16 protein-coding genes and 1 tRNA gene are annotated in these 20,540 nt (G+C 43.8%); 5 read left to right on the forward strand and 12 right to left on the reverse strand.

Annotation, left to right across the window (positions count from 1 at the left end; all coding sequences use genetic code 11):
* The gene (locus tag WS34_RS02335) at positions 1 to 1,842 is read left to right on the forward strand and encodes a DUF3413 domain-containing protein (protein WP_046402901.1); all 1,842 of its coding nucleotides are present in this window, start codon (positions 1 to 3) and stop codon (positions 1,840 to 1,842) included.
* 8 nt (positions 1,843 to 1,850) lie between these two features.
* Here the strand turns inward: WS34_RS02335 and WS34_RS02340 are convergent, their stop codons facing one another.
* The 11 genes from WS34_RS02340 to WS34_RS02390 form a co-directional block, all read right to left on the reverse strand.
* Entirely contained in the window at positions 1,851 to 2,645 is a 795-nt protein-coding gene (locus WS34_RS02340) for a thymidylate synthase (RefSeq protein WP_046402903.1), read from the reverse strand.
* A 64-nt stretch (positions 2,646 to 2,709) separates the two neighbouring features.
* The gene (locus WS34_RS02345) at positions 2,710 to 3,351 is read right to left on the reverse strand and encodes an O-methyltransferase (RefSeq protein WP_046402905.1); all 642 of its coding nucleotides are present in this window, start codon (positions 3,349 to 3,351) and stop codon (positions 2,710 to 2,712) included.
* A 7-nt stretch (positions 3,352 to 3,358) separates the two neighbouring features.
* On the reverse strand, positions 3,359 to 4,576 hold the full coding sequence (locus WS34_RS02350; protein ID WP_022161266.1) for a M16 family metallopeptidase: 1,218 nt from the start codon (positions 4,574 to 4,576) through the stop codon (positions 3,359 to 3,361).
* A 98-nt stretch (positions 4,577 to 4,674) separates the two neighbouring features.
* Complete coding sequence (gene tig, locus WS34_RS02355; RefSeq protein WP_013613674.1) at positions 4,675 to 6,027, reverse strand: trigger factor; 1,353 nt, start codon at positions 6,025 to 6,027, stop codon at positions 4,675 to 4,677.
* Positions 6,028 to 6,123: 96 nt separating this feature from the next.
* Positions 6,124 to 6,205: transfer RNA gene (locus WS34_RS02360), tRNA-Leu, on the reverse strand.
* Between the two features lie 179 nt (positions 6,206 to 6,384).
* Positions 6,385 to 7,974: a PKD-like family lipoprotein gene (locus tag WS34_RS02365; RefSeq protein WP_286693601.1), complete on the reverse strand. Its 1,590-nt coding sequence runs from the start codon at positions 7,972 to 7,974 to the stop codon at positions 6,385 to 6,387.
* 19 nt (positions 7,975 to 7,993) lie between these two features.
* Entirely contained in the window at positions 7,994 to 8,701 is a 708-nt protein-coding gene (locus WS34_RS02370) for a DUF4843 domain-containing protein (protein WP_286693602.1), read from the reverse strand.
* 26 nt (positions 8,702 to 8,727) lie between these two features.
* Positions 8,728 to 10,170: a RagB/SusD family nutrient uptake outer membrane protein gene (locus tag WS34_RS02375; RefSeq protein WP_046402912.1), complete on the reverse strand. Its 1,443-nt coding sequence runs from the start codon at positions 10,168 to 10,170 to the stop codon at positions 8,728 to 8,730.
* Between the two features lie 11 nt (positions 10,171 to 10,181).
* Positions 10,182 to 13,259, reverse strand: a complete 3,078-nt coding sequence (locus WS34_RS02380; protein ID WP_046402960.1) for a SusC/RagA family TonB-linked outer membrane protein — start codon at positions 13,257 to 13,259, stop codon at positions 10,182 to 10,184.
* A gap of 27 nt (positions 13,260 to 13,286) precedes the next feature.
* Positions 13,287 to 14,480, reverse strand: a complete 1,194-nt coding sequence (locus tag WS34_RS02385) for a TlpA disulfide reductase family protein (RefSeq protein WP_286693603.1) — start codon at positions 14,478 to 14,480, stop codon at positions 13,287 to 13,289.
* A gap of 167 nt (positions 14,481 to 14,647) precedes the next feature.
* Complete coding sequence (locus tag WS34_RS02390; RefSeq protein WP_286693604.1) at positions 14,648 to 16,381, reverse strand: helix-turn-helix domain-containing protein; 1,734 nt, start codon at positions 16,379 to 16,381, stop codon at positions 14,648 to 14,650.
* A 358-nt stretch (positions 16,382 to 16,739) separates the two neighbouring features.
* Here WS34_RS02390 and WS34_RS02395 point away from each other — a divergent pair, with 358 nt between their 5' ends.
* From WS34_RS02395 to WS34_RS02410, 4 genes are all read left to right on the forward strand, one after another.
* Positions 16,740 to 17,393, forward strand: coding sequence for an ABC transporter ATP-binding protein (locus tag WS34_RS02395; protein WP_046402918.1), 654 nt, complete (start codon positions 16,740 to 16,742; stop codon positions 17,391 to 17,393).
* A gap of 215 nt (positions 17,394 to 17,608) precedes the next feature.
* Positions 17,609 to 18,211, forward strand: coding sequence for a BamJ family beta-barrel-assembly machinery protein (gene bamJ / locus WS34_RS02400; RefSeq protein WP_046402920.1), 603 nt, complete (start codon positions 17,609 to 17,611; stop codon positions 18,209 to 18,211).
* 33 nt (positions 18,212 to 18,244) lie between these two features.
* Entirely contained in the window at positions 18,245 to 18,961 is a 717-nt protein-coding gene (gene bamJ, locus WS34_RS02405) for a BamJ family beta-barrel-assembly machinery protein (protein WP_046402922.1), read from the forward strand.
* Between the two features lie 92 nt (positions 18,962 to 19,053).
* Complete coding sequence (locus tag WS34_RS02410) at positions 19,054 to 19,428, forward strand: DUF3127 domain-containing protein (RefSeq protein ID WP_046402925.1); 375 nt, start codon at positions 19,054 to 19,056, stop codon at positions 19,426 to 19,428.
* A 328-nt stretch (positions 19,429 to 19,756) separates the two neighbouring features.
* Here WS34_RS02410 and WS34_RS02415 read toward each other — a convergent pair whose 3' ends face one another.
* Positions 19,757 to 20,518, reverse strand: a complete 762-nt coding sequence (locus tag WS34_RS02415; protein ID WP_046402927.1) for an acyl-[acyl-carrier-protein] thioesterase — start codon at positions 20,516 to 20,518, stop codon at positions 19,757 to 19,759.
* Between the last annotated feature and the right edge of the window lie 22 nt (positions 20,519 to 20,540).

Genomic DNA, 20,540 nt, shown 5'->3' on the forward strand with positions numbered 1-20,540 from the left:
ATGAACACTTTACAAAACCGCCTCCAACTGGGATTTGCAATCTATATTGCAGGATCTTTTACCCTGTTCTTACAATTCTTTCTCTATCTGTTGCAAAGCAATATCGCTTCGACCACCGATTTCGCCGGATACGGTTACTACCTCGTTGCGGCTTTTGCACATGCCGGTCTGTTTGCCTTAATTCCCTATCTGCTATATATCCTGATGTCGCTGGCGTGCCCTTTCCCCCGTTTCAACCAAGGTCTACTGATTACCTTTTATTTCCTGTTGAATATCATAGCCTACCTGAACGGCCTGGTCTTTCAGCTATACAAATTCCATATCAACGGTTTGGTACTGGACATGGTTTTCGGGCAAGATGCCGGACAAGTGTTCAATTTCGAAACGTCTTTGATTCTCAGATTTGCATTGACTATCCTGGCTGTGGGATTCCTGTTTTCCGGCATAATATGGATAGCCTACCGCTTTTATCAGCGTTTGAGAAGACGGCAAATTATCTTATATCTCGTTCTCTTTGTATGCAGCACTTTAAGTGCACATTTAGTGCATGCCTATGCCGCTGCTTCAAACCAATTTTCGATACAAAATGTCGCAACCTGCCTGCCACAATTTTATCCATTGACTGCAAACAAGTTAATGGCAAAATTAGGAATTATCCATCACCCGGTTTCCCATCCGCAACTGAACGACAACACCACTCTCAATACCGGTATCACCTATCCGTTACATCCGTTGATTTCAAATGATACCGTTTCACGGAAAAATATTATTTTTATCCTTCTGGATTCCTGGAATCCACGGATATTCGATACAGAGACCATGCCGAACCTCTCCGGTTTCGCAACCCGTAGTTCGGTTTTCACCCATCATCTGAGTTCCAGCAGCGGTACACGAGGAAGTATTTTCGGCTTGTTCTTCGGAATTTCTCCTACCTATTGGAAAGCTTTCGAACTATCGGGGACCTCTCCTTTATTCATCCAAACCCTGCTCGAACAGGGGTATGACGTTCAGACCTTTCCGAGTGCAACTCTTCAAAATCCGCCTTTCGACCGGATTATTTTCGGGGAAGTTCCGCACCTTCGGACAGAAACCCAAGGGGCAACTCCTTTCGACCGCGATACCCGGCTGACGGCCGACTTTCTTCAATATCTGGACCAAAAACCCGACAAACCGTTTTTTGCTTTTTTATTCTATGATTTGTTGCATGCCATCTCCATTCCGGCTCCTCACCGTCATAAATTCGAACCTTCCTGGGAGTATGCCAATTATATGGCGCTGAATAATGAAATGGATGCCACGCCATTTTTCAACCTCTACAGAAATTGCGGTTGGTATGTAGATTCCCTGGTTGGAAGTATCGTCGGAGAACTCGAACACAAGGGACTCTTAGACAATTCGATCCTGGTCATTACCGGAGACCACAGTCAGGAATTCAATGAGAATAAAAAAAATTACTGGGGTCACGGCAGTAATTATTCCGATGCACAGATTCACGTGCCTTTCATTTATTACGAACCCGGACAAGCTCCACGGAACTATCACCATACAACCACTCATTACGACATTGTGCCGACTTTGATGCATACCCTCTTCGGTGTTTCGAATCCTCCCGGAGATTACAGCATGGGCCATTTTCTCACCGACAGCCTGCGCCCGCTTTTTCACCTGACAGGTACCGAAGAAAATTACGCCTTTGTCACCCCCGAAGCGATATACGAAAAGAAACATTCAGGCCGAATCGTCGTAACGGACAGTCTGCTGAATCCGATCGATCATCCGATGTCTCCTCAACTACTCAAAGAAGTTTTGGAATATAAAAACCGATTCAGGAAAAAAGACTGAACCACGATTTATACCGAAATCGCTCCTTTGATATGCGGATGGGGATCGTAGCCGGTCAATTCGAAATCTTCATAGCGGAAACCGAAAATATCCTTCACAGCCGGATTGATATGCATCTGCGGTAAAGCGCGGGGCTCGCGGGACAATTGCAGACGGACCTGTTCGATATGATTCAGGTAAATGTGGGCATCCCCCAGGGTATGTACGAACTCACCCGGCTGCAAACCACAAACCTGGGCCATCATCAGGGTCAGCAAGGCATAAGAAGCGATATTGAAGGGAACTCCCAAAAAAGTATCGGCACTACGTTGGTAGAGCTGGCAGGATAATTTGCCACCGACCACATAAAACTGGAATAAAGCATGGCAGGGAGCTAAAGCCATATTTTCAATGTCTCCGGCATTCCAGGCACTCACAATCAAACGCCGGGAGTCGGGGTTGTTTTTTATATCGTGGACCACCTGTGCGATCTGATCCAGATGGGTCCCGTCGGGCCGGGGCCATGAACGCCATTGATAACCGTAGATATGTCCCAAATCCCCGTCGGCATCCGCCCATTCGTTCCAAATCTTCACCCCATGATCCTGTAAATATTTGACGTTGGTGTCTCCTTTCAGGAACCAAAGCAATTCGTAGATAATCGATTTGAGATGCAATTTTTTGGTGGTCAGCAAAGGAAAACCAGCCTGTAAATCAAAACGCATCTGATGACCGAAAACACTGATCGTCCCTGTTCCGGTACGGTCTGTTTTCTCTGCTCCTTCACTCAAAATCCGGTCCAGCAAATCCAAATATTGTCTCATAATTATGCTCTGTTTATATCCTTACAAAGATAAAATTAATTCACTCAATTTCTATCTCCGATTCCTAATCTTTCTTCCGGATCAGCATCAATCCATGCCGCACAGGCAACAACAGATTTTCTACCCGGGTATCGGCCTGCACCAACTCATTAAATTCCAGTATTCCGCGTGTTTGCGCATCGCGGGTATCTTTTTCCGTGACCTTACCGTCCCACAGCACATCGTCAGCCACAATGATTCCTCCTGGCCGGACCTTATCGAATATTAACCGGTAATACGCTGCATATTGCCTTTTATCGGCATCGATGAATACCAGATCGAAGCATTCATCCAGCCCGGGTATTATCTCACAGGCATCTCCGATATGAAAAACGATCTGTCCGGCCAGTCCGCTACGTTCGATATAATTACGCGTAAAATCTTCTATCTCGTCATTGATGTCGATGGTATGGAGCACGCCTTTCTCTCCCATGCCCATTGCCATCGAGATGGCTGCATAACCGGTAAATGTCCCGATTTCCAACACCCGTTGGACCCGGTTCATCCGGCACAGCATCTTCAGGAATTGCCCCTGCAGATTCCCCGACAACATCCGGGGCCTTAAAATCTTCTGATGAGTAGCCCTCGACAACTGTTGCAATATTTCCGGTTCCGGTTCGGAGTGCAATCCGATATATTCTTCCAGTTCAGCATCCAAGTCCAACATACTTTCTTTATTTATAGATCAAAACCGATTGTTTATCCTGAGCAAAAATCTCCCGGGCCACCTGCCGGAGCAACTCAGGGGTAATACCTCCAACCTCTTCACAGACCGCCTCCAGTTCATCCACTTTATCATAAATAAGAAAGCTCTTGCCACTGGACAGCATCATATTTTCATAATTTTCCGACGCCAGGGTGATCTGCCCGATCATCTGATTTTTGGCTTTACGCAATTGGTTATATCCCAAAAGTTCCTCCCCCAAAGCCGCCATCTCTTTCCGGCAAAGTCGCAGACACTTGTCCAGATCGCCGGCATCACAGCCGAAGTATATCGTGAAAATCCCCGTATCCGAATAGGGAGTATAGGAAGCTTCGATGTTATAAGCCAGTCCGTATTTCTCCCGGATATTCAGGTTCAAACGGGAATTCATCCCCGTCCCCCCCAGGATATTGACCAAAAGAGAAAAAGCCAGACGTTTATCTTCGGTATAATCGTAAGCGACGTTTCCTATAATACAATGATTCTGATAAGTATCCATATCGATCACTTTCTGCCGGGGCAAGTATATCCCGGGACGTTCACGAACCAATACAGCCGGATCCCCGGGAATATCTCCGAAATATCTTTCAATCAGGCGGACCAGTTTATCGAAAGGAATATCCCCGACCGAACTGATCACCATTCTTCCCGGCCGGTAATTCCGTTTGACGAAATCGATAATATCGTCCCGCCGGAGGCCTTTTACCGCCTTCTCGCTTCCCAGGATATTTCTACCGATCGGATAATCCGGATAAATCAGTTCCTCGAAATCGTCGAAAATCAATTCGCCCGGACTATCTTTGTAAGAATTGATCTCATCGATCACCACCTCTTTTTCTTTCTCTATCTCTTTTTCGGGAAATACCGAATGAAACACGATATCAGCGAACAATTCCAAAGCCCGTTCATAATCCCTGGCCAGGAAGGAAGCATAAATACAAGTATCTTCTTTCGTCGTATAAGCATTCAGTTCTCCTCCCACATCTTCTATACGGCTCAGGATATGAAAGGCTTTTCTTTTCTCCGTCCCTTTAAAAATCACATGCTCGATAAAATGAGCGATCCCCTCTTCTTCCGGGCGCTCGTCCCGGCTACCGACACCGATAATCAATCCACACCAGGCAGCTTTACCGTCCACCTGCTGATGAATGACCTTCAATCCATTTTTCAATATATGAGTCTGATACATGCTCACGCGCAAACCTCCTTCATATCCCGTTCCCCTCCGGGTGTTTAAAGAAAAAAGCCCTGCATAGCAAGGCTTTTCCCATATTATTTCCTAAAATCTTATTTCTGGAATAATTTTTCGAAATCAGCCATAGAAATCTCTTGTTCTTCGAGCTTCACGTTTTCCCGGATCACGTCGAAGACTTTGTTATCTAAAGCTCTTTCATACAGATGCTGACGCTGTTTTTCATCTTCCAGCAATTTAGCTGCAAATCCGTCCAGCTGTTCGTCAGTCAATCCGTATAACCCGTATTGTTGCAGCTGGGCAGCAGCGATCTGGCGTCCTTCCCGTTTCATATCCTCGGCTTCCACCTTCACATCATAATCTTTCACGATAGCCGATTTCACCAGCTGCCATTTAAATTCATCCCGGTAGCCTTCGAAATCTTTCTCCACTTCTTCAGGAGTCATCTTTTCATTGACAGCCACAATCCATCTTTTCAGGAAAGTTTCGGGCAGAACGACATCTTCATTTTTCTTTATCAGTTTTTCTTTGGCATCGATGGTAAAGCGGTATTCAGAATGTCCTTTCAGCTGATTTTCGATATCTGCCTTCACGCGATTACGGAAATCCGCTGCATCTTTGACCACTCCTTCCCCATACAATTTAGTAAACAATTCTTCGTTTACTTCTGCATCGATATAACGTTTGATTTCTTTGACGATAAAACAATAGTTTTCACCGGCATGTTCGGCTTCTTCTTTCGTTACACCCAACATAGCAGCAAAATCGGTCTTGTTCGGGTATGCTTTCACTGCATTGAACTTCACTTCCTCACCTGCTTTTTTACCCTTGAAAGCATTTACAGCTTCTTCATCTTTCATGTGGAATACCGACATCGAAGCATCTTCGTTTTTGATACCTCCTTCTTTCACATTTCCGTCAGCGTCCAATTCGATCAATTCCCCTTTCAGGTATTCGGTACCTTCGATCTCATCTACAGCGATCATGTTACCGTTGTTTTTACAGATGCTTTCGATCTGTTTGTCGATCATTTCATCGTCAACTTTGATGGTATAGAAAGGTATTTTTTCACGTTTGCTCATTTTGGCATTCACCTCAGGAGACAAAGCGATATCATACAGGAATTCGAAATTTTCATCCTCCAGGTTCAGTTCCTTCTGTTCAGTCTCGTTCGGAAGCGGTTCACCCAGAATCTGAAGGTTATTCTCCTTGATGTAGTTATTCAACGATTCTCCCAAAACTTTATTGATTTCATCTACCAATAAAGATTTTCCGTACATTTTTTTCACAATTCCCATCGGAGTTTTTCCTGGACGGAAGCCGTTTACTACTACTTTCTTCTGATAATCTTTCAATGCTTTCTCTACGCGGCCGGCGTAATCTTCTTTACCTAGTTCGATCTTAATGGTTGCATTCAGATCGTCGATCTGGTTTTTCGTTATATTCATGCCATTCTTGAATTATAGCAATTGTTATTATATATGACTAACTCTCTTCTCAATCAGAAAAAAGCCACCTCGCATAAGGTGGCTTCCCTACTTTTGTACGGGCGAAGGGACTCGAACCCCCAAGTCTTGCGACACTAGATCCTAAGTCTAGCGTGTCTACCAATTCCACCACGCCCGCGTGCCGGTTTTTGACGCTGCAAAAGTAATATTAAATTTCATATAGTCAAACTTTTTTTGAAAAATTCAGTTTTACAAACATAAGTTACAGAGGGGGTAAACGTTACGGAGGATAACCTGTCTCATGCTCCCTCTGTAACGTTTACTAACACACCTTTCCCCCAACGTCTGTTTCCCAGCCTAAATCGTTTGTGTCATCGAGATCACTTTACCGAAACCGGGGAAGATACTCGGACTATTGGCCGGCCCTCCGAACATCGGTCCGTACATGTCTTCAATCTTTCCGGTAGTAGGACTCACTTCAAATTCTACGATCTTTCCTTCCTGAGTTTTTTCATTCCATACGGCAGCCCACAAAACACGTCCGGCTGTCGGGAATCCCCCCGTTCCGATCATATACAGACAAGTAATGACTTCGTCGTCGTCATCCGAGTTCCACACTTTTACAGATTCCGTTTGCCCGGTAGTATAACTATAAGAATACAAAGTATTACCGACCGAATAAAACAAAACAGAACCTGCATTAGTCGAAGTAAAACAAGTAGCCCGGTCTAAATTTTCACATCCGGCCAAGGAACGGGAATAACGAGCCAGCTTTCCATTATCCACGACATTGTAGAAACAAGCCACATCCATCCAATATCCACCGTCACGTTTCATCACCGCCATCGTCTCTCCTCCGTTTACGGTGGCCGAATATACCAACTCTCCGTTCATATGGTTCACATCGAATGCCGCTTCAGCATCCGCTTCACTAAAACGGCTCAATGACGAGGCCCGGTTGAAGAAAGGCCGGAAACCGTTCTGTTCTTTGTCGAAAACAACCTGATAAGCCCCGATAGCCCCGGTCACAGCCCCCCACCTCGCAACCGTAGCCGAAGCCAGGTAAGGAGCCAGATCATACGTGCCGCTCATCGCCACCGGAAACTTCCGGTCACCGGCACTCTGGATATACAAACAATGCAACTTTCCGTTATTGATCAGGAAATCACAATTATTCACACACATCATCGCCTCAGGACCGTATTCAGGAGCGGAATAAAACATATCGTTCCAGGTGTCCATAATCACCATATTCGCAGGTGAACAACGCAGAGCCTCCTGGCCGGTCAGGATATAATACCAATTTCCTGTTGTAGAATAAAAAATCATCTTAGCCTCACCGTCCAAAGGATGTTCCGGATGTAAACCACTCCAATAATTTTGTTCGTGCCAATATTCTTCAGCCTGTGATCCACTGAAAATCAAAGTCCTCTTCGAGCCGAAAACATCGACATCCACCCGGCCTTCTTTTTCTTGCAAACAATAAATTCCGCTCTTAGAACCCGCCTGAGGAAGAGTCAGATACGATCTTGCCAGAAAAAATCCCATCGTATTGTATACCGTATCTTTGGCCATCATCCACACCTGATAAGCTTTTCCAGCCTCGAGACTCACCACATAATTCAGATCGAGCGTACGGGAAATAGTATCGGCCGGGGGATACACCGTCGTATTACCCACCGTTTCCGGTTTATAATCGGAATCCATAACAAACCAGCGGTATATCAGATTTTCAGGTTTACTATAGGTAACCCGGGGCGTAAAATGAATGGTATCCCCGATTTCCCAGGTCCGGAATAGTTCGGTTTTATCCGTTCCAACCATATCTATCTTTATTTCAGGTGCCACATCAAAGTCGTAATCATACACGCCTTTATCCTCCAGACAGCCCCAAAGTCCTATCACCAAAAGGCAAAAAGCCCCGATTTTATATTTCATTCTTCTCATGATATGCTATTTTTATATTTTAAAAAGAAACGACTGCCCCATTTTCATCCTTCATATTCTCGGAATGAGTGGCGTTATATTCTTCCAACGCAGCGACCATCTGTAAACGATAGTTCCACATTTCTCCCCAAGTCATCCCCTCCGCTTCTCCATAGGTGAACTGACTGACACCCAAAGTCGAAATAATAAACCGATATTTGGTTTCGCTATAGTCACCGAAAAATTCGGTCAAATCCTCCCAATTACCCGGTTTGGTAATTTTATCGTTCCAGACGATAGTCAAAGCAGACCACGCATCGACTCCCGGTTGCAGATCACCGGAGCCATCTATCTTCACCTGAAGACGCACCTCTTTGGTTTGCATCGCTTCCGTCCGGAAAAGCAGGATATCGAAACCCACCGAATCCTGCCCCGCTTTCAATATCACTTCCTGGGGCAGTGAATAATCGGATGCCTGTGCGGTAGTTTTCGATAGATCGACAGCCAATTTCACCGTCCGGTCATAATCTGCCACTTTTCCTTGTATCACGACACAAGTCGCTACAGCAAATTCTTTTATCTCTTCCGGATAAACCGAAAATGTAAAAGTCATAGAATCCGTATTTCTGGTCCAGATCTCCGGGCCGACGATCCGGGCAAAATCTTCTTCCCCCCAAACAAAATCATCATTTTCGCAGGAATTCAACAAGAGTAATCCCAAAATTCCCAGTAATATATATTTTATCATAACAATCCTATTTATCAGTTTTACAATCATTGCCGGTTACCGAATTCAACCTCATTTTCCGGCATCGGCAAAACATAGATATCATCGCTACCACTGACCGCCGAACCGGGAATAGAAGCAAAATTCAAGCGCTTATAGTAGTAAAACAATTGTCCTTCCCCCACCAATTCCTTCCGGTATTCTTTATAGATCTCATTTTGAATCTGCGTCACCGCCAAGTTTTCATCCAACGGGTCGAAATCAAGATACCGGTTATTCCGAACGGTATTGAGATAACGGACAGCCTGCCGGGAATCGGTATTCAGTGAAGCTTCGGCAGCAATATAATACATTTCGGACCAACGCAAAACAGGCATAAAATTTTTATATGTACCGTTCTCATATTGCCAGAATTTAGACAGGTAAGGAGTACTGCCACTGTAAGTCCAATGATAAGTATGCCGCCAATCCTGCCCATACGCTTTAGTCGAAACTTCGTAAATATCGTCCCACATTTCCTCGGAAGGAGATAATTTTTTCGTCTTATCGGTCTGTTCTTTAAAATAAGGCTCGATAATATCGTCCATATCGAGAACATTCAAACGGAACAGTAGTTCGGAAGCGAACAACAAATCCCTTTCATAAGCATTCGACGAAGTGATAGAAGTGTAATGTACCCAGGAAAATTTTTTCTCCTCGATTACTTTCCGGGCATAGATCAACGCCTGTGCCAGATTATCGGCCCCTCCCTTCCATTGATAAGCCCTGGCTAAAGTTGCTGCAACGGCATAATAATTAAACCGATAGGAACGATCGTTCCGATAAGTATAAGCCTCCAGACTATCCGCCAGAAACAACGGATCGGTTTCCAGCAGACTGAGTGCTTCCCGGGCATCCGCGATGACATAGTCCAGCACTTTATCGACAGTCGACTGCGGAGTCACCGCTGTAGAATAAGTCGTTACATAAGGGATGGCTGGAGCTTGTGCATTCGAGGCATACGAAGGAGCGAACATCCGCAACAAATCCAGATGCAGAAAAGCACGCAATCCCAAAGCTTCCCCTTTGTATATGCGATAATTATCCCCACTGAACATCGATGGATCTTTATCGATATATTCCAGCATAATGTTCAGATTGGCAATCGCCGTATACATCTGAGACCATACCGTAGTAATCTTATTCTTCACCGCCGTATTCTCATAATTGTAAAGACCTGCCTCATAATACTCACTTCCTGTTGTCAGATCATAATTTTGTGTCAAGGCTTCGGCTAACCCGAAGGTCATTTCCTGTCCATACAAAGAGGTCAAAGCCAATCTTTTATACACGCCGATCAATTGGTCACTGAAACCATTTTCCGTAGAAAAAAGTTCGTCGGCGAGCACTTGCGATTTCGGACGTACATCGAAATAATCCGAACATCCTCCCATCACGAAAAGAAGCAAGGCACCGAGCCAAAAGCTCACATTGTATCTTAATTTATTCATAGCTGTCCTGTTTAAAAAGTTACCTGTAATGAGAAAGAGAACGAACGGGCAAACGGATAAGAAGTTCCGCGTTCCGTTTTCACCGACGAAATAGTAGCGATATCATTCATATAAAATGTGGCTTTCATGCGTTGCAGAAAACTTTTTTCCATGAAACGACACTCCCGGAAATCATAATAAACATTCAAAGAAGAGAATGTCAGCAAATTATAATCTTCTACAAACCGACTCGTAGGTTTAGTATCGGAGTCGTCCGTAATCGACTTGAACCGGGCCAATTGTCCCGGTTCGCTCCAACGTCCGGTGAAAACCCGCCGATCGACATTATAATGTACATTAGCATTCTCCACTTTGTCCAATAAGGTCGTATTGTACATTTGTCCACCCAGACGCCAGGTAAAACCCGCATTCAATCCGAACCCATGATACTCCATATTGATTCCGAAATTACCGGACACCTTCGGACGGGTATCTCCGCCGGCAATAAAATCGGAACTACTCCAATCGTAAGTCAGCGAACCGTCTTTCTTCACAAACACCTCTTTCCCGGTCTGAGGATCGATACCCAAAGATTTCACTACCCAGATCGTACTCATCGACTGGCCTTCTTCGTAACGGACAGGTACCGAGGTAGCAGAAGACGAGTCGTACTCTTCATCCGTGCTATCGTTCAATGCTTTCAATGAATTAGATATTTTCTTGAGGATATTTTTATTGGCAGCCGCCGACGCATAAAAATTCACATAACTCCGGCTTGGCGTATCTCTCCAAATCCGGCCGTTCAGGTACACTTCCCAACCTTTGTTTTCCACTTCACCCAAATTAGCCATGTAAGAAGAGAATCCCATAGAAGGCGGAGTCGTCACCGAAGTGATCGTCCCTTTGGTCGTCGAAACATAATAATCGAAACGCACATTCACCGCTCCCTGCAAAAAACTCAGATCCGCACCGATATTATTGTCGTATTTCTTTTGCCAGGCCAGATCAGGATTAGCCAATCCCATCAAATAAGACCCCAATTCGCCCTGATAAGCACTTTGGTAATAATTCAAGGTTGCAATAGCATCATAAGAATTAAAACCCTGCGACCCGGTATAACCTGTCGAGGCCCTGAATTTTATCCGCTCGATCCATTCTATATCACTGAAGAAACTCTCTTTATGCAGATTCCAACCCAAACCGAAGGAATAAAAATGTCCCCAACGGTTATTGGTCCCGAAATCGGAAGAACCGTTCAACCGGTAATTGACATCCAACAAATAACGATCGTCGAAAGAATAGTTTAAAGAACCGGTGAACCCCATGTCCCGGGTAATCCCTTCGCTACCGGTCGGTTTGGTATTCTTGTATTCTACCCCCATCGAAATATGATCCATATTATCATTGGCCAATCCCTGCACAGCAACCGTATAATAGTCATATTTCGCCCGGCTCATACTGTATTGGGCATTCAAAAAAAGCGTATGCCTCAATTTTGAGATCGAATAAGCCGCCCCCAAATCCAGACTCAGGTTATTATCTTTACGGGAATAGGTGGAATAGCTACCCCGCTTATACAAATTATCCCCTGTATAACTGACAAAATTGGTATGTCCGGCAGGATAATAATCTTCCGAACCGGAGTTCTTTTTCGTCAAACCGAACCGGGCAGTCAGACGCAGATTTTGCAACGCCTGGTATTCGGCATAAAAATTTTCGGTAAACGTCGTGTATCTGTCTTCAAACCGGGTATTGATCAGGCCATTTTTCAGATAATTATATTCGGTCACCAAACCCGTCCAGGAATCTTCCATTTCTCCATCCTCGTCATGCAAACGGTTATAAGGATTCAGGTAAGCATAATCGCTGAACGAACCATAAGGTGAATCATTCGATGTATTATCGTCGATCGTAAACTTATTCCGGAACAATAAATCTTTATATTTATACGAAAATGTAATCCCTCCGCTCAGGGTATTCCGGTTCGACCCTTTCATCACTCCGGCCACATTGTTATAACTCAGATCGATCCCATACAGCATATAGTCGTCCCCTCCTTCCAGATAAAGAGAATGTTTTTGGCCGACACCCACCCGTAAAGGTTTATCCAGCCAGTACGTATCGACACCGGCTGCAATAGCACTGGCTACAGTCGTATATCTTTTGTCCAGATTCATCTGTTCTGTGGCAGATCCTGTCGAAGAAGTGTAGAATCCGGCCAGATATTCCGCCCGCAGTTTTTCTTCGGCATTACACAAGTCATAACTGGATAAATCCGGGGCTTCGATATCCAGACTTCCGGTATAGGTAATCTTCATTTTCCCTTTTTCCGGGCGGATGGTTTCTACCACCACCACACCATTAGCCGCTTTCGACCCATAAATCGCCTTAGCAGTAGCGTCCTTCAGCAAAGTAACACTCTGTACCTGGTTCATATCGAGGTCCATAATTTTCGTCAGTGTCGTCTCGAATCCATCCAAAATAAACAACGGTTGATTCGGATTTTCCTGATATTCACTGGCTACCTCGGTAAATCCGGTCTGTCCACGCATCTGAAAATCAGGTGTCGCATTGGGATTCGAACCTACCTCCAGATTTTCAACCATCAGAAAAGAAGGATCTATATTTTTCAAACTGGATAAGACATTGCCATTCCCAACCGTTTTCAACTCATCCCCTTTGATGGTAGTGACCGAACCGGTATAACTATTCGCTTTACGGGTGAACATACCGGTTACCACCACTTCTTCCATCTCCTGGGTATCTTCTGTCAGCACAATCTTAAAATCGGTCTTCCCCTTCAGGGCTACCTGTTGGTTTTTATACCCGACAAAAGTAACTTCAATCTGAGTAACCTCCGACGGAATATTCAACTTAAACTTTCCATCGAGATCGGTCGAAGTAGCGATCAGGGTTTTCACTCCCGGAGCTTGTACCGCCTTCACTGTAGCTCCGGGCAGTATTTCTCCCTTCTGATCGACAACAAGCCCGGTAATCGTTCGCATTTCCTGGGCCTTCAGCTGTAATAAAGGTAAGCACAAAAGCATACTGACCACAGCCAACAAACGCCACCCTCTCCGGTAACTTTTGTTTTGGACATTTTTTTTCATTTTCATAAGTTTTATAGTAAGCATCGGTTAGTTCAATATTTCGGCAATTTTATCGGACAACGCTTGCCCCCGCAGTTTATCATACTTTACGATTCCGTCTTCGGTAACCAGAAAAATAGCCGGGATCGTACGCCCGTAAAACTGCTCTCCGAACAACTCCTGCCGATCGATTAAATTAGGCCAGGGCAACTGCTCCTCATCCAAAGCTTTCTGCCAGGCTTTATCCTCCTTATCGATAGATATACTAATGATTTCCAGGCCCTTGTCAGCATATACATCATAAATTTTCTTCAAATTCGGAATCTCCCGCCGGCAAGGGCCACACCAGGATGCCCAAAAATCGATCAAAACACATTTTTTACCCTTACGCAAATCACTGTCGGAGTGTACATTTCCATTCCGGTCAGGAGCAGAAAAAGCCGGTAAACGTTTGCCGACCAGATTCTCCGGGAGCAACTCTTTCTTCAATAACTGCCCGTAGTAGCCATTTTGTACTTCTTCCGGAAAACTATTGTAAAGTTCGACCTGAGCAGGATCCTCGGTAAAATAATTAAAGCAGTACAGCATCAACAGAGGTCCCCAATAGCTATCTTTATTCGCTTTAATCGAAGCCATAGTCTGCTCTTCTACCTGAGTAAAGAAAGCCTTCTCGTCTCTGGCATAAGCCTTCATCTCTTCAGTTTGATTCAGTGAATCTATCTTCACAGCATTTCCGGTACGGCGGGCTTCTCCCAACTGCCGCCTTATATCCTCATATTTTTGGTGCAATCGAGTATAAGCTTTATTCAACTCCTGCCGGAAAGCTATTTTCTCCCGGAATTCCCGATCTGCCTTACTACCCGCAACAACCGCCTTATTCAGTGTCACCATTTCCCGATCTCCATTGGTTGTAGTGACGGCTTCACCTGTTATAGTAACCTCACCGTTTTCCAGCATGAAAGCATAATATAACTGTTTCCCCTCTGCCTGCAGATTCAATAACCGCGGCTCGGACAACTGCCCCTCAAAAACAAATTTTCCATCTTCCACCACAGCTTCACCGATAGGCTTCTCTTGTTTATGTGTTGCCGCCGGCACCAAAAGCATTTTGGTGCCATCCTCCAACCCGCTCAAATTTCCAACCAGCCGATACGAATCAGGCGCAGCACAGGCTCCGGCTAAAAGGAATAGCCCGCCCAGGAGATAAAATCCATTTTTCATAGTCCTTAACATTGTCTTCATAATAAATTCTTAAAAATGATTTAGTAGAACAAAGAAAAATAAATCCAACGAACACCTTATTATCAAAGTGATTCCAAAATCAGCAATTGCTTTTTTTGTAAAAAATAAATGTTAAAATGCAAAAATCGTACGAATTTACATGGACAATTTTTGCATTTCTTTAAGACTTATTTTTCTCTCAGCGAGCGGGCATGTTTTCGATATTGGTCCGGTGACATCTGAACGACAGCTTTAAAAAGAGTGTAAAAAGTAGTCACCGAACTAAATCCCAAATCGGCAGCAATCGCTTTTATCGGAGTATCGTCTTGTAGATCTGCCAATATTCTCCGGGCTTCTTCGATCCGATATTTATTCATATAATGCGTAAAAGTCAATCCGGTTTGTTCATTGATGGTCTGCGAAAGATAGGTACGGTTAGTACCCAGTAATTCGGCCATTTTTTCCCGGGTGAATAAACTATTTTTATACACCTGGTCGTTTTGCATTAAACGCTCCAAGCGGCCGAATAACTCCTGCTGGCTATCTTTATTCAGCGAAGAACCGGAATAACGTACCCCTTCAGCAGACCCGCCCTTACCGGTCAATTCCTGCAATTGTTTCTCCTGTTCTGCAATCTGCCTGGAAAACTGTCTTTCCTTTGCCAGCCAATCCACACTTTCCCGAACAATCTGTTTGTATAATCGATTTTTCTTCCGATAATTGATATAGAGCAGTAAAACGATGATCAAGACGACAAAAGTGATCCCGACCAAAGCCATCACCCGATTCTGTTCCTTTTGTAACAACATACTCTTTTGAGCCAATTCCTTATTTCGTTTCTCTGTCTCATACCTCACCATCAGCTCCTTCTCTGTCCTTTCTTTGTCTTCGTTATACAAACGAAAAGATTCAGTCGTATACTTTTTATAATATTCCAATGCTTCTTTTGACTCACCTAACCGATCATAACAGGCCGAAAGCAACAGGTAGACCTCACGCCGGAATAATGAAGTGATATTTTTTTCAGAGATCTCTTTCCCGGTCAGTAATTTTTCCAAGGCAGACTTGTATTTTTTCTGAGCGATCAGCGCCCGTCCATAGCCGACATAAGTAGATACGATATAAGCAGCCTGTGAAAAGCCATGCTCCCGGATCGCCTGCTCATAATACAGTTCAGCCTTCACATAATCTCCAGATTCCCAGGCTATCTCACCGTAAGTATTATAAATATCCGAACGATTTTCAAAGTCATAACGTTTACTCAACCGATCCGCTTCACGGGTATATCTCCAGGCCTCTTCCATCTTCCGGTTGAGACAAAGATTCCGGGCCATAGAAATCGCCCCGCAATAGATCAGATAAGGCTCATTATTCTGCCGGCCCAGCAGATAACATTTCTCTGCATATTCCAATCCGGTCTCTTCATTTCTTAAAGTCAGTACTTCTGCTATATTAGCAACCAACAAACTATACAACAATTGGTGTCCGCAACGCTCGGCGATATCACAACCTTCCCGGTAATAATTCAAAGACCGGTAATAGTCACAATTGACATTTTGTTCGTACAACCCAAGTCCGTTATACACCGAACAAAGTGCCGAATCATTATGTTGTGTCTCAGCCAATCGTTTCGCCTCGAGCAAATCCTGTAATCCCTCCTGTGTTTTGCCCAGCATGATCCGCGCTTGTCCCTGATAAATCAGCGCATACGTACGCAACCAGGCTTGTCCTCCCCAAACGGTATTTTGTAAAATCTCCTGACAAACCCTTTCCGTCTCCTGATATTCGCCCCTGGAAATATGCTCATAAGCCTTGTCTTTCAAGACATACAAAGCCGAATCCAAAGCTCCCCCCTCCTGCTTACCACTAAAACCACAAAACAACAGATAACTGACTGCTAATAAATAAACTAAACGTATCATAAAACGTCCCATTCTTTTGGCGGAAAATCCGCCAAAAGAATAATTGACAGATGACAATTGACAATTGACAAATATTTGGAAGCTTCGCTTCCATCGAAAAAGGAATAAGTAAAGATAAATGGGAAAAGGAATGAAAGATAAAGCACTGTTTTTTAGATAATATAATAGAATTTTCCAGTGGATTTTCTCATTGTCAATTGTTATCTGTCAATTGTCAATTCCCCGTGGGTTCGTGGACTTTATAAACTTTATGGACTTTATAAACTTTCGACTAATTTAATGGGACGTTTTCCACACGAAATTAAATATTATTTTGACTTTATTCCCTATCTTTACAGCGAAAATTAAAAGAAATTGAATGATTGAGGTCAAAAATATCAAAAAAAGTTACGGTACACTACAGGTTTTAAAAGGCATCGATCTGGTCATTCCCGAAAAACAAATTGTGACAATCGTCGGAGCTAGCGGAGCCGGAAAAAGCACCTTGCTACATATTATAGGCACCTTAGACTATCCGGATGAAGGAGAGGTGTGGTATGAACAGGACAACGTCGCTCACTATTCAGCCAATAAATTAGCAAATTTCCGAAATAATAATATCGGTTTTGTTTTTCAGTTCCACCATCTACTACCGGAATTCACTGCTTTGGAGAACGTATGTATGCCGGCTTGGATCAAAGGAACCACCCGGAAAGAGGCTGAAAAAAAAGCACTCGGGTTGTTGGAATTAATGGGATTGCAAGACCGTATCTCTCATAAACCGTCAGAACTCTCGGGAGGAGAACAACAACGGGTATCCGTTGCCAGAGCCCTGATCAATTCACCCAAAGTGGTCCTGGCCGATGAACCTTCGGGCAATCTGGATACCCATACTAAAAACGAACTGCACAAGTTATTTTTCTCCTTACGCGACGAATTAGGACAAACTTTTGTTATCGTCACTCACGACACGGAACTGGCAGACATGTCAGATTCGAAGATCTGCTTGAGCGATGGACAGATAAAAAGGTAAAAAGTAAAAGGCGATAGGCTATAAGCGATAGGCGAAAAAAGAAAGAGGAGGGGGAAAAGAGGGGAGGAATAAAAGAATTGAGTGGGAAAGGGAAACTGAAGAGGAAAAGTTTACGTAAAACAGACAAGTGTTTATTCAAACACTTTTTAGTTTTAACTTTTTACTTTTTACCATTTTAGTGTATCTTTGCGCGATTAATAATTAATAGATAAAGAATGAAATACACAGACGAACTTGACAAAGTCAGCTACAGCTTAGGACTTAGCATTGCCAGCAATTTGATTTCTTCCGGAGTGACCACGATCAATGCAGAAGCATTTATCGACGGTCTGAATGTCGTATTCAGTGGCAAAATGCCGGAAATCATGCCGGATGAAGCCAATAATATCTTACAGGATTATTTTGACAAACTCCAGCAAGCAAAAGGGAAAGAGGCAAAAGCTGAAGGCGAAAAGTTCCTGGCAGAAAATAAGAAAAAAGAAGGCGTAGTTGCACTTCCGAGCGGATTACAATATAAAATCCTGACCGCTGGCAATGGCCCGAAACCCAAAGCTTCGGATACGGTAAAGTGTCATTATGAAGGTCGTCTGATCAATGGTACCGTTTTCGATTCATCTATCCGCAGAAACGAGCCGGCAGAATTCCCGGTAAGCGGAGTGATCGCCGGATGGGTAGAAGCCCTGCAATTGATGCCTGTTGGATCGAAATGGCAGCTTTATATTCCTTCCGAACTGGCTTATGGCGCACACGGCGCAGGACAGTCGATCGGACCGAACGAAACCCTGATCTTCGATGTCGAACTGTTGGCTATTATCTAAAACATCAAAATTTAATTCAATAAAATTCAAAACATGAAAGCTAAAAATTTACTACTTACTCTGGCAGTAGGCGCTATGGCTATCAGCTGTAACAACAGCGGTTCCATGACACAAACCTCTGCTTCTTTGAAAACAACGGCCGACTCAGCCAGTTTTTATATCGGTTACATGTACGGCTCAGGCCTACAACAAATGGGTTTCTCCGACGTTAACCGCGAAGCTTTGATCGCTGGTTTAAATTCAGCTATAGCTAAAAAAGAAGTGGGAAAAGACCCACGCGAAATCCAAATGTTCCTGAACGGATTCATGCAGGAAGTGGCTATGAAAAAAGCAACGGAGAATGCAGAAAAAGGAAAGAAATTCCTGGAAGAAAATGCAAAGAAATCCGGCGTAGATACTTTAGCTAACGGTATCCAATACAAGATCATCAAAAAAGGAGAAGGTGCAAAACCTGCTGCAACCGATATGGTTAAAGTACATTACAGAGGTACCTTGATCGACGGAACCGAATTCGATTCTTCTATCAAAAGAGGTGAACCGGTAGAATTTCCTTTGAATCGGGTAATCCCGGGATGGACGACTGCTTTACAGCAAATGCCTGTCGGATCGAAATGGGAAATCTTTATCCCGTCGGATCAGGCTTATGGCCCAAGAGGAAACGGCTCTATCGGACCGAATGAAACCCTGATTTTCGAAGTCGAACTGCTGGATATCGTCAATCCGGACGCTAAAGAAGCTGATCAAAAATAATCTCCCTACAGGGAACTGCAACGTGAACCCGAGGTTATATCCCCGGGTTTCACTTTTTAATTAGCTAAATCAAAGAAAAAAACTCCACATACATGAATTACGAAATAGTCGGGAAACTGATTTTCAAAGAAGAAACCCAACATATCAGTGACCGGTTCCAAAAAAGGGAATTTGTCATCGAGGTAGAGAACGAAAAAAACTCACAATGGAATGACTTCGTAAAAGTACAGTTGATACAGGATCGGTGTGACCTGCTCGAAAATATCGATTTAAACGAAAACATTAAAGTATATTTCAATATCCGGGGCAGAAAATGGGAAAATAAAGGACAAGTATCTTATTTTACCAATCTCGAAGGCTGGCGGATTGAAAAAGTAGAACCCCAGAATCCGGCAAATATTCCCGTACCGGAATATCGCGTAGAGGATATCCCCCCAATGCCCGAAGCCGACGATCTGCCTTTTTAAGAGTTGAAGAGTTACTGAGTTGAAGAGTTACTGAGTTGAAGAGTTACTGAGTTGCTGAGTTATAGAGTTACTAAGTTATAGAGTTGTTAAGGTATTGAGGTAATGAGGAGAGGGATGAAATGACGAGATGAAAACAAAACGAGAAAGGGAAATCAAAATAAAAACATCGCCACCTACCGAGTTTACATTATAAATCAACAACTTACCATTAAACCCCAACTACCCTATAACTTACTAACTCCATAACTCTTCAACCCAGTAACTCTATAACTCAGTAACTCAGTAACTCAGTAACTCTTCAACTCAGTAACTCTTCAACTCATCAACTCTATCCCTGCTTCATCCACACCGTTTTAGCCTGGCAATGTGTCAAGTGATCGGCTTCGTCTTTCACCTCATGCCAAACGATCACTTCATTTTCACCCCGTTCTTCCATGCGATAAGCGGAATGAATCTGACTATCCGGCATAATCTCATGGGCATAGATTACTTCAATTTCTGTCAACACATGCTTTTTTAAAAACTCGAAAGGCAGCGAATTGGTAATCCAGCGGACATACGACGCCTGAGTCACGTGGCCGTTAAAATCGATATTATCGAAGGTCGCTGTAAAATGGCGCATTCCTTGTCTCTCGCCACCGAATTCCTTCTCATCCAGCAAAGGAGACAGTACCAATTTAGGAATGTTATGCTCCGTACTCATGGCAATGACATTTTCCGGCAAACGCAAAGGTCTTCTCCGTTTCATATCGATATACATCCACTCAGAAGTGGCACGTACCAATTCTTCCCCGTCTTCCCGGAACATCCGGTAGTCACGCAGGGCAAACAGCCGGTCGATCCCCGAAGGCCAGGTCTCGATAGTCACGATTTCTTCCTTTAAAGGCATCTTATGGAGCAGGATATGCAGACGATGCAACATCCAGGTAAACCCTTGTGCATTCAAGGTATCCACATCCACCTTATATAGTTCGGTCTGTACCTCGGCCGCATCGTTGAACAAATCACACAAAGTTTTCACAAACAACCTGCCTTTATAATTGGTATAGTGGTTGTAGATTTTTACTTTCTCTTCATACTTTGTCACCATAGCTTTTTGTTTTTCACTTCAT

The organism is Odoribacter sp. N15.MGS-14 (assembly GCF_000980245.1).
Taxonomy (GTDB): Bacteria; Bacteroidota; Bacteroidia; order Bacteroidales; family Marinifilaceae; genus Odoribacter; species Odoribacter splanchnicus.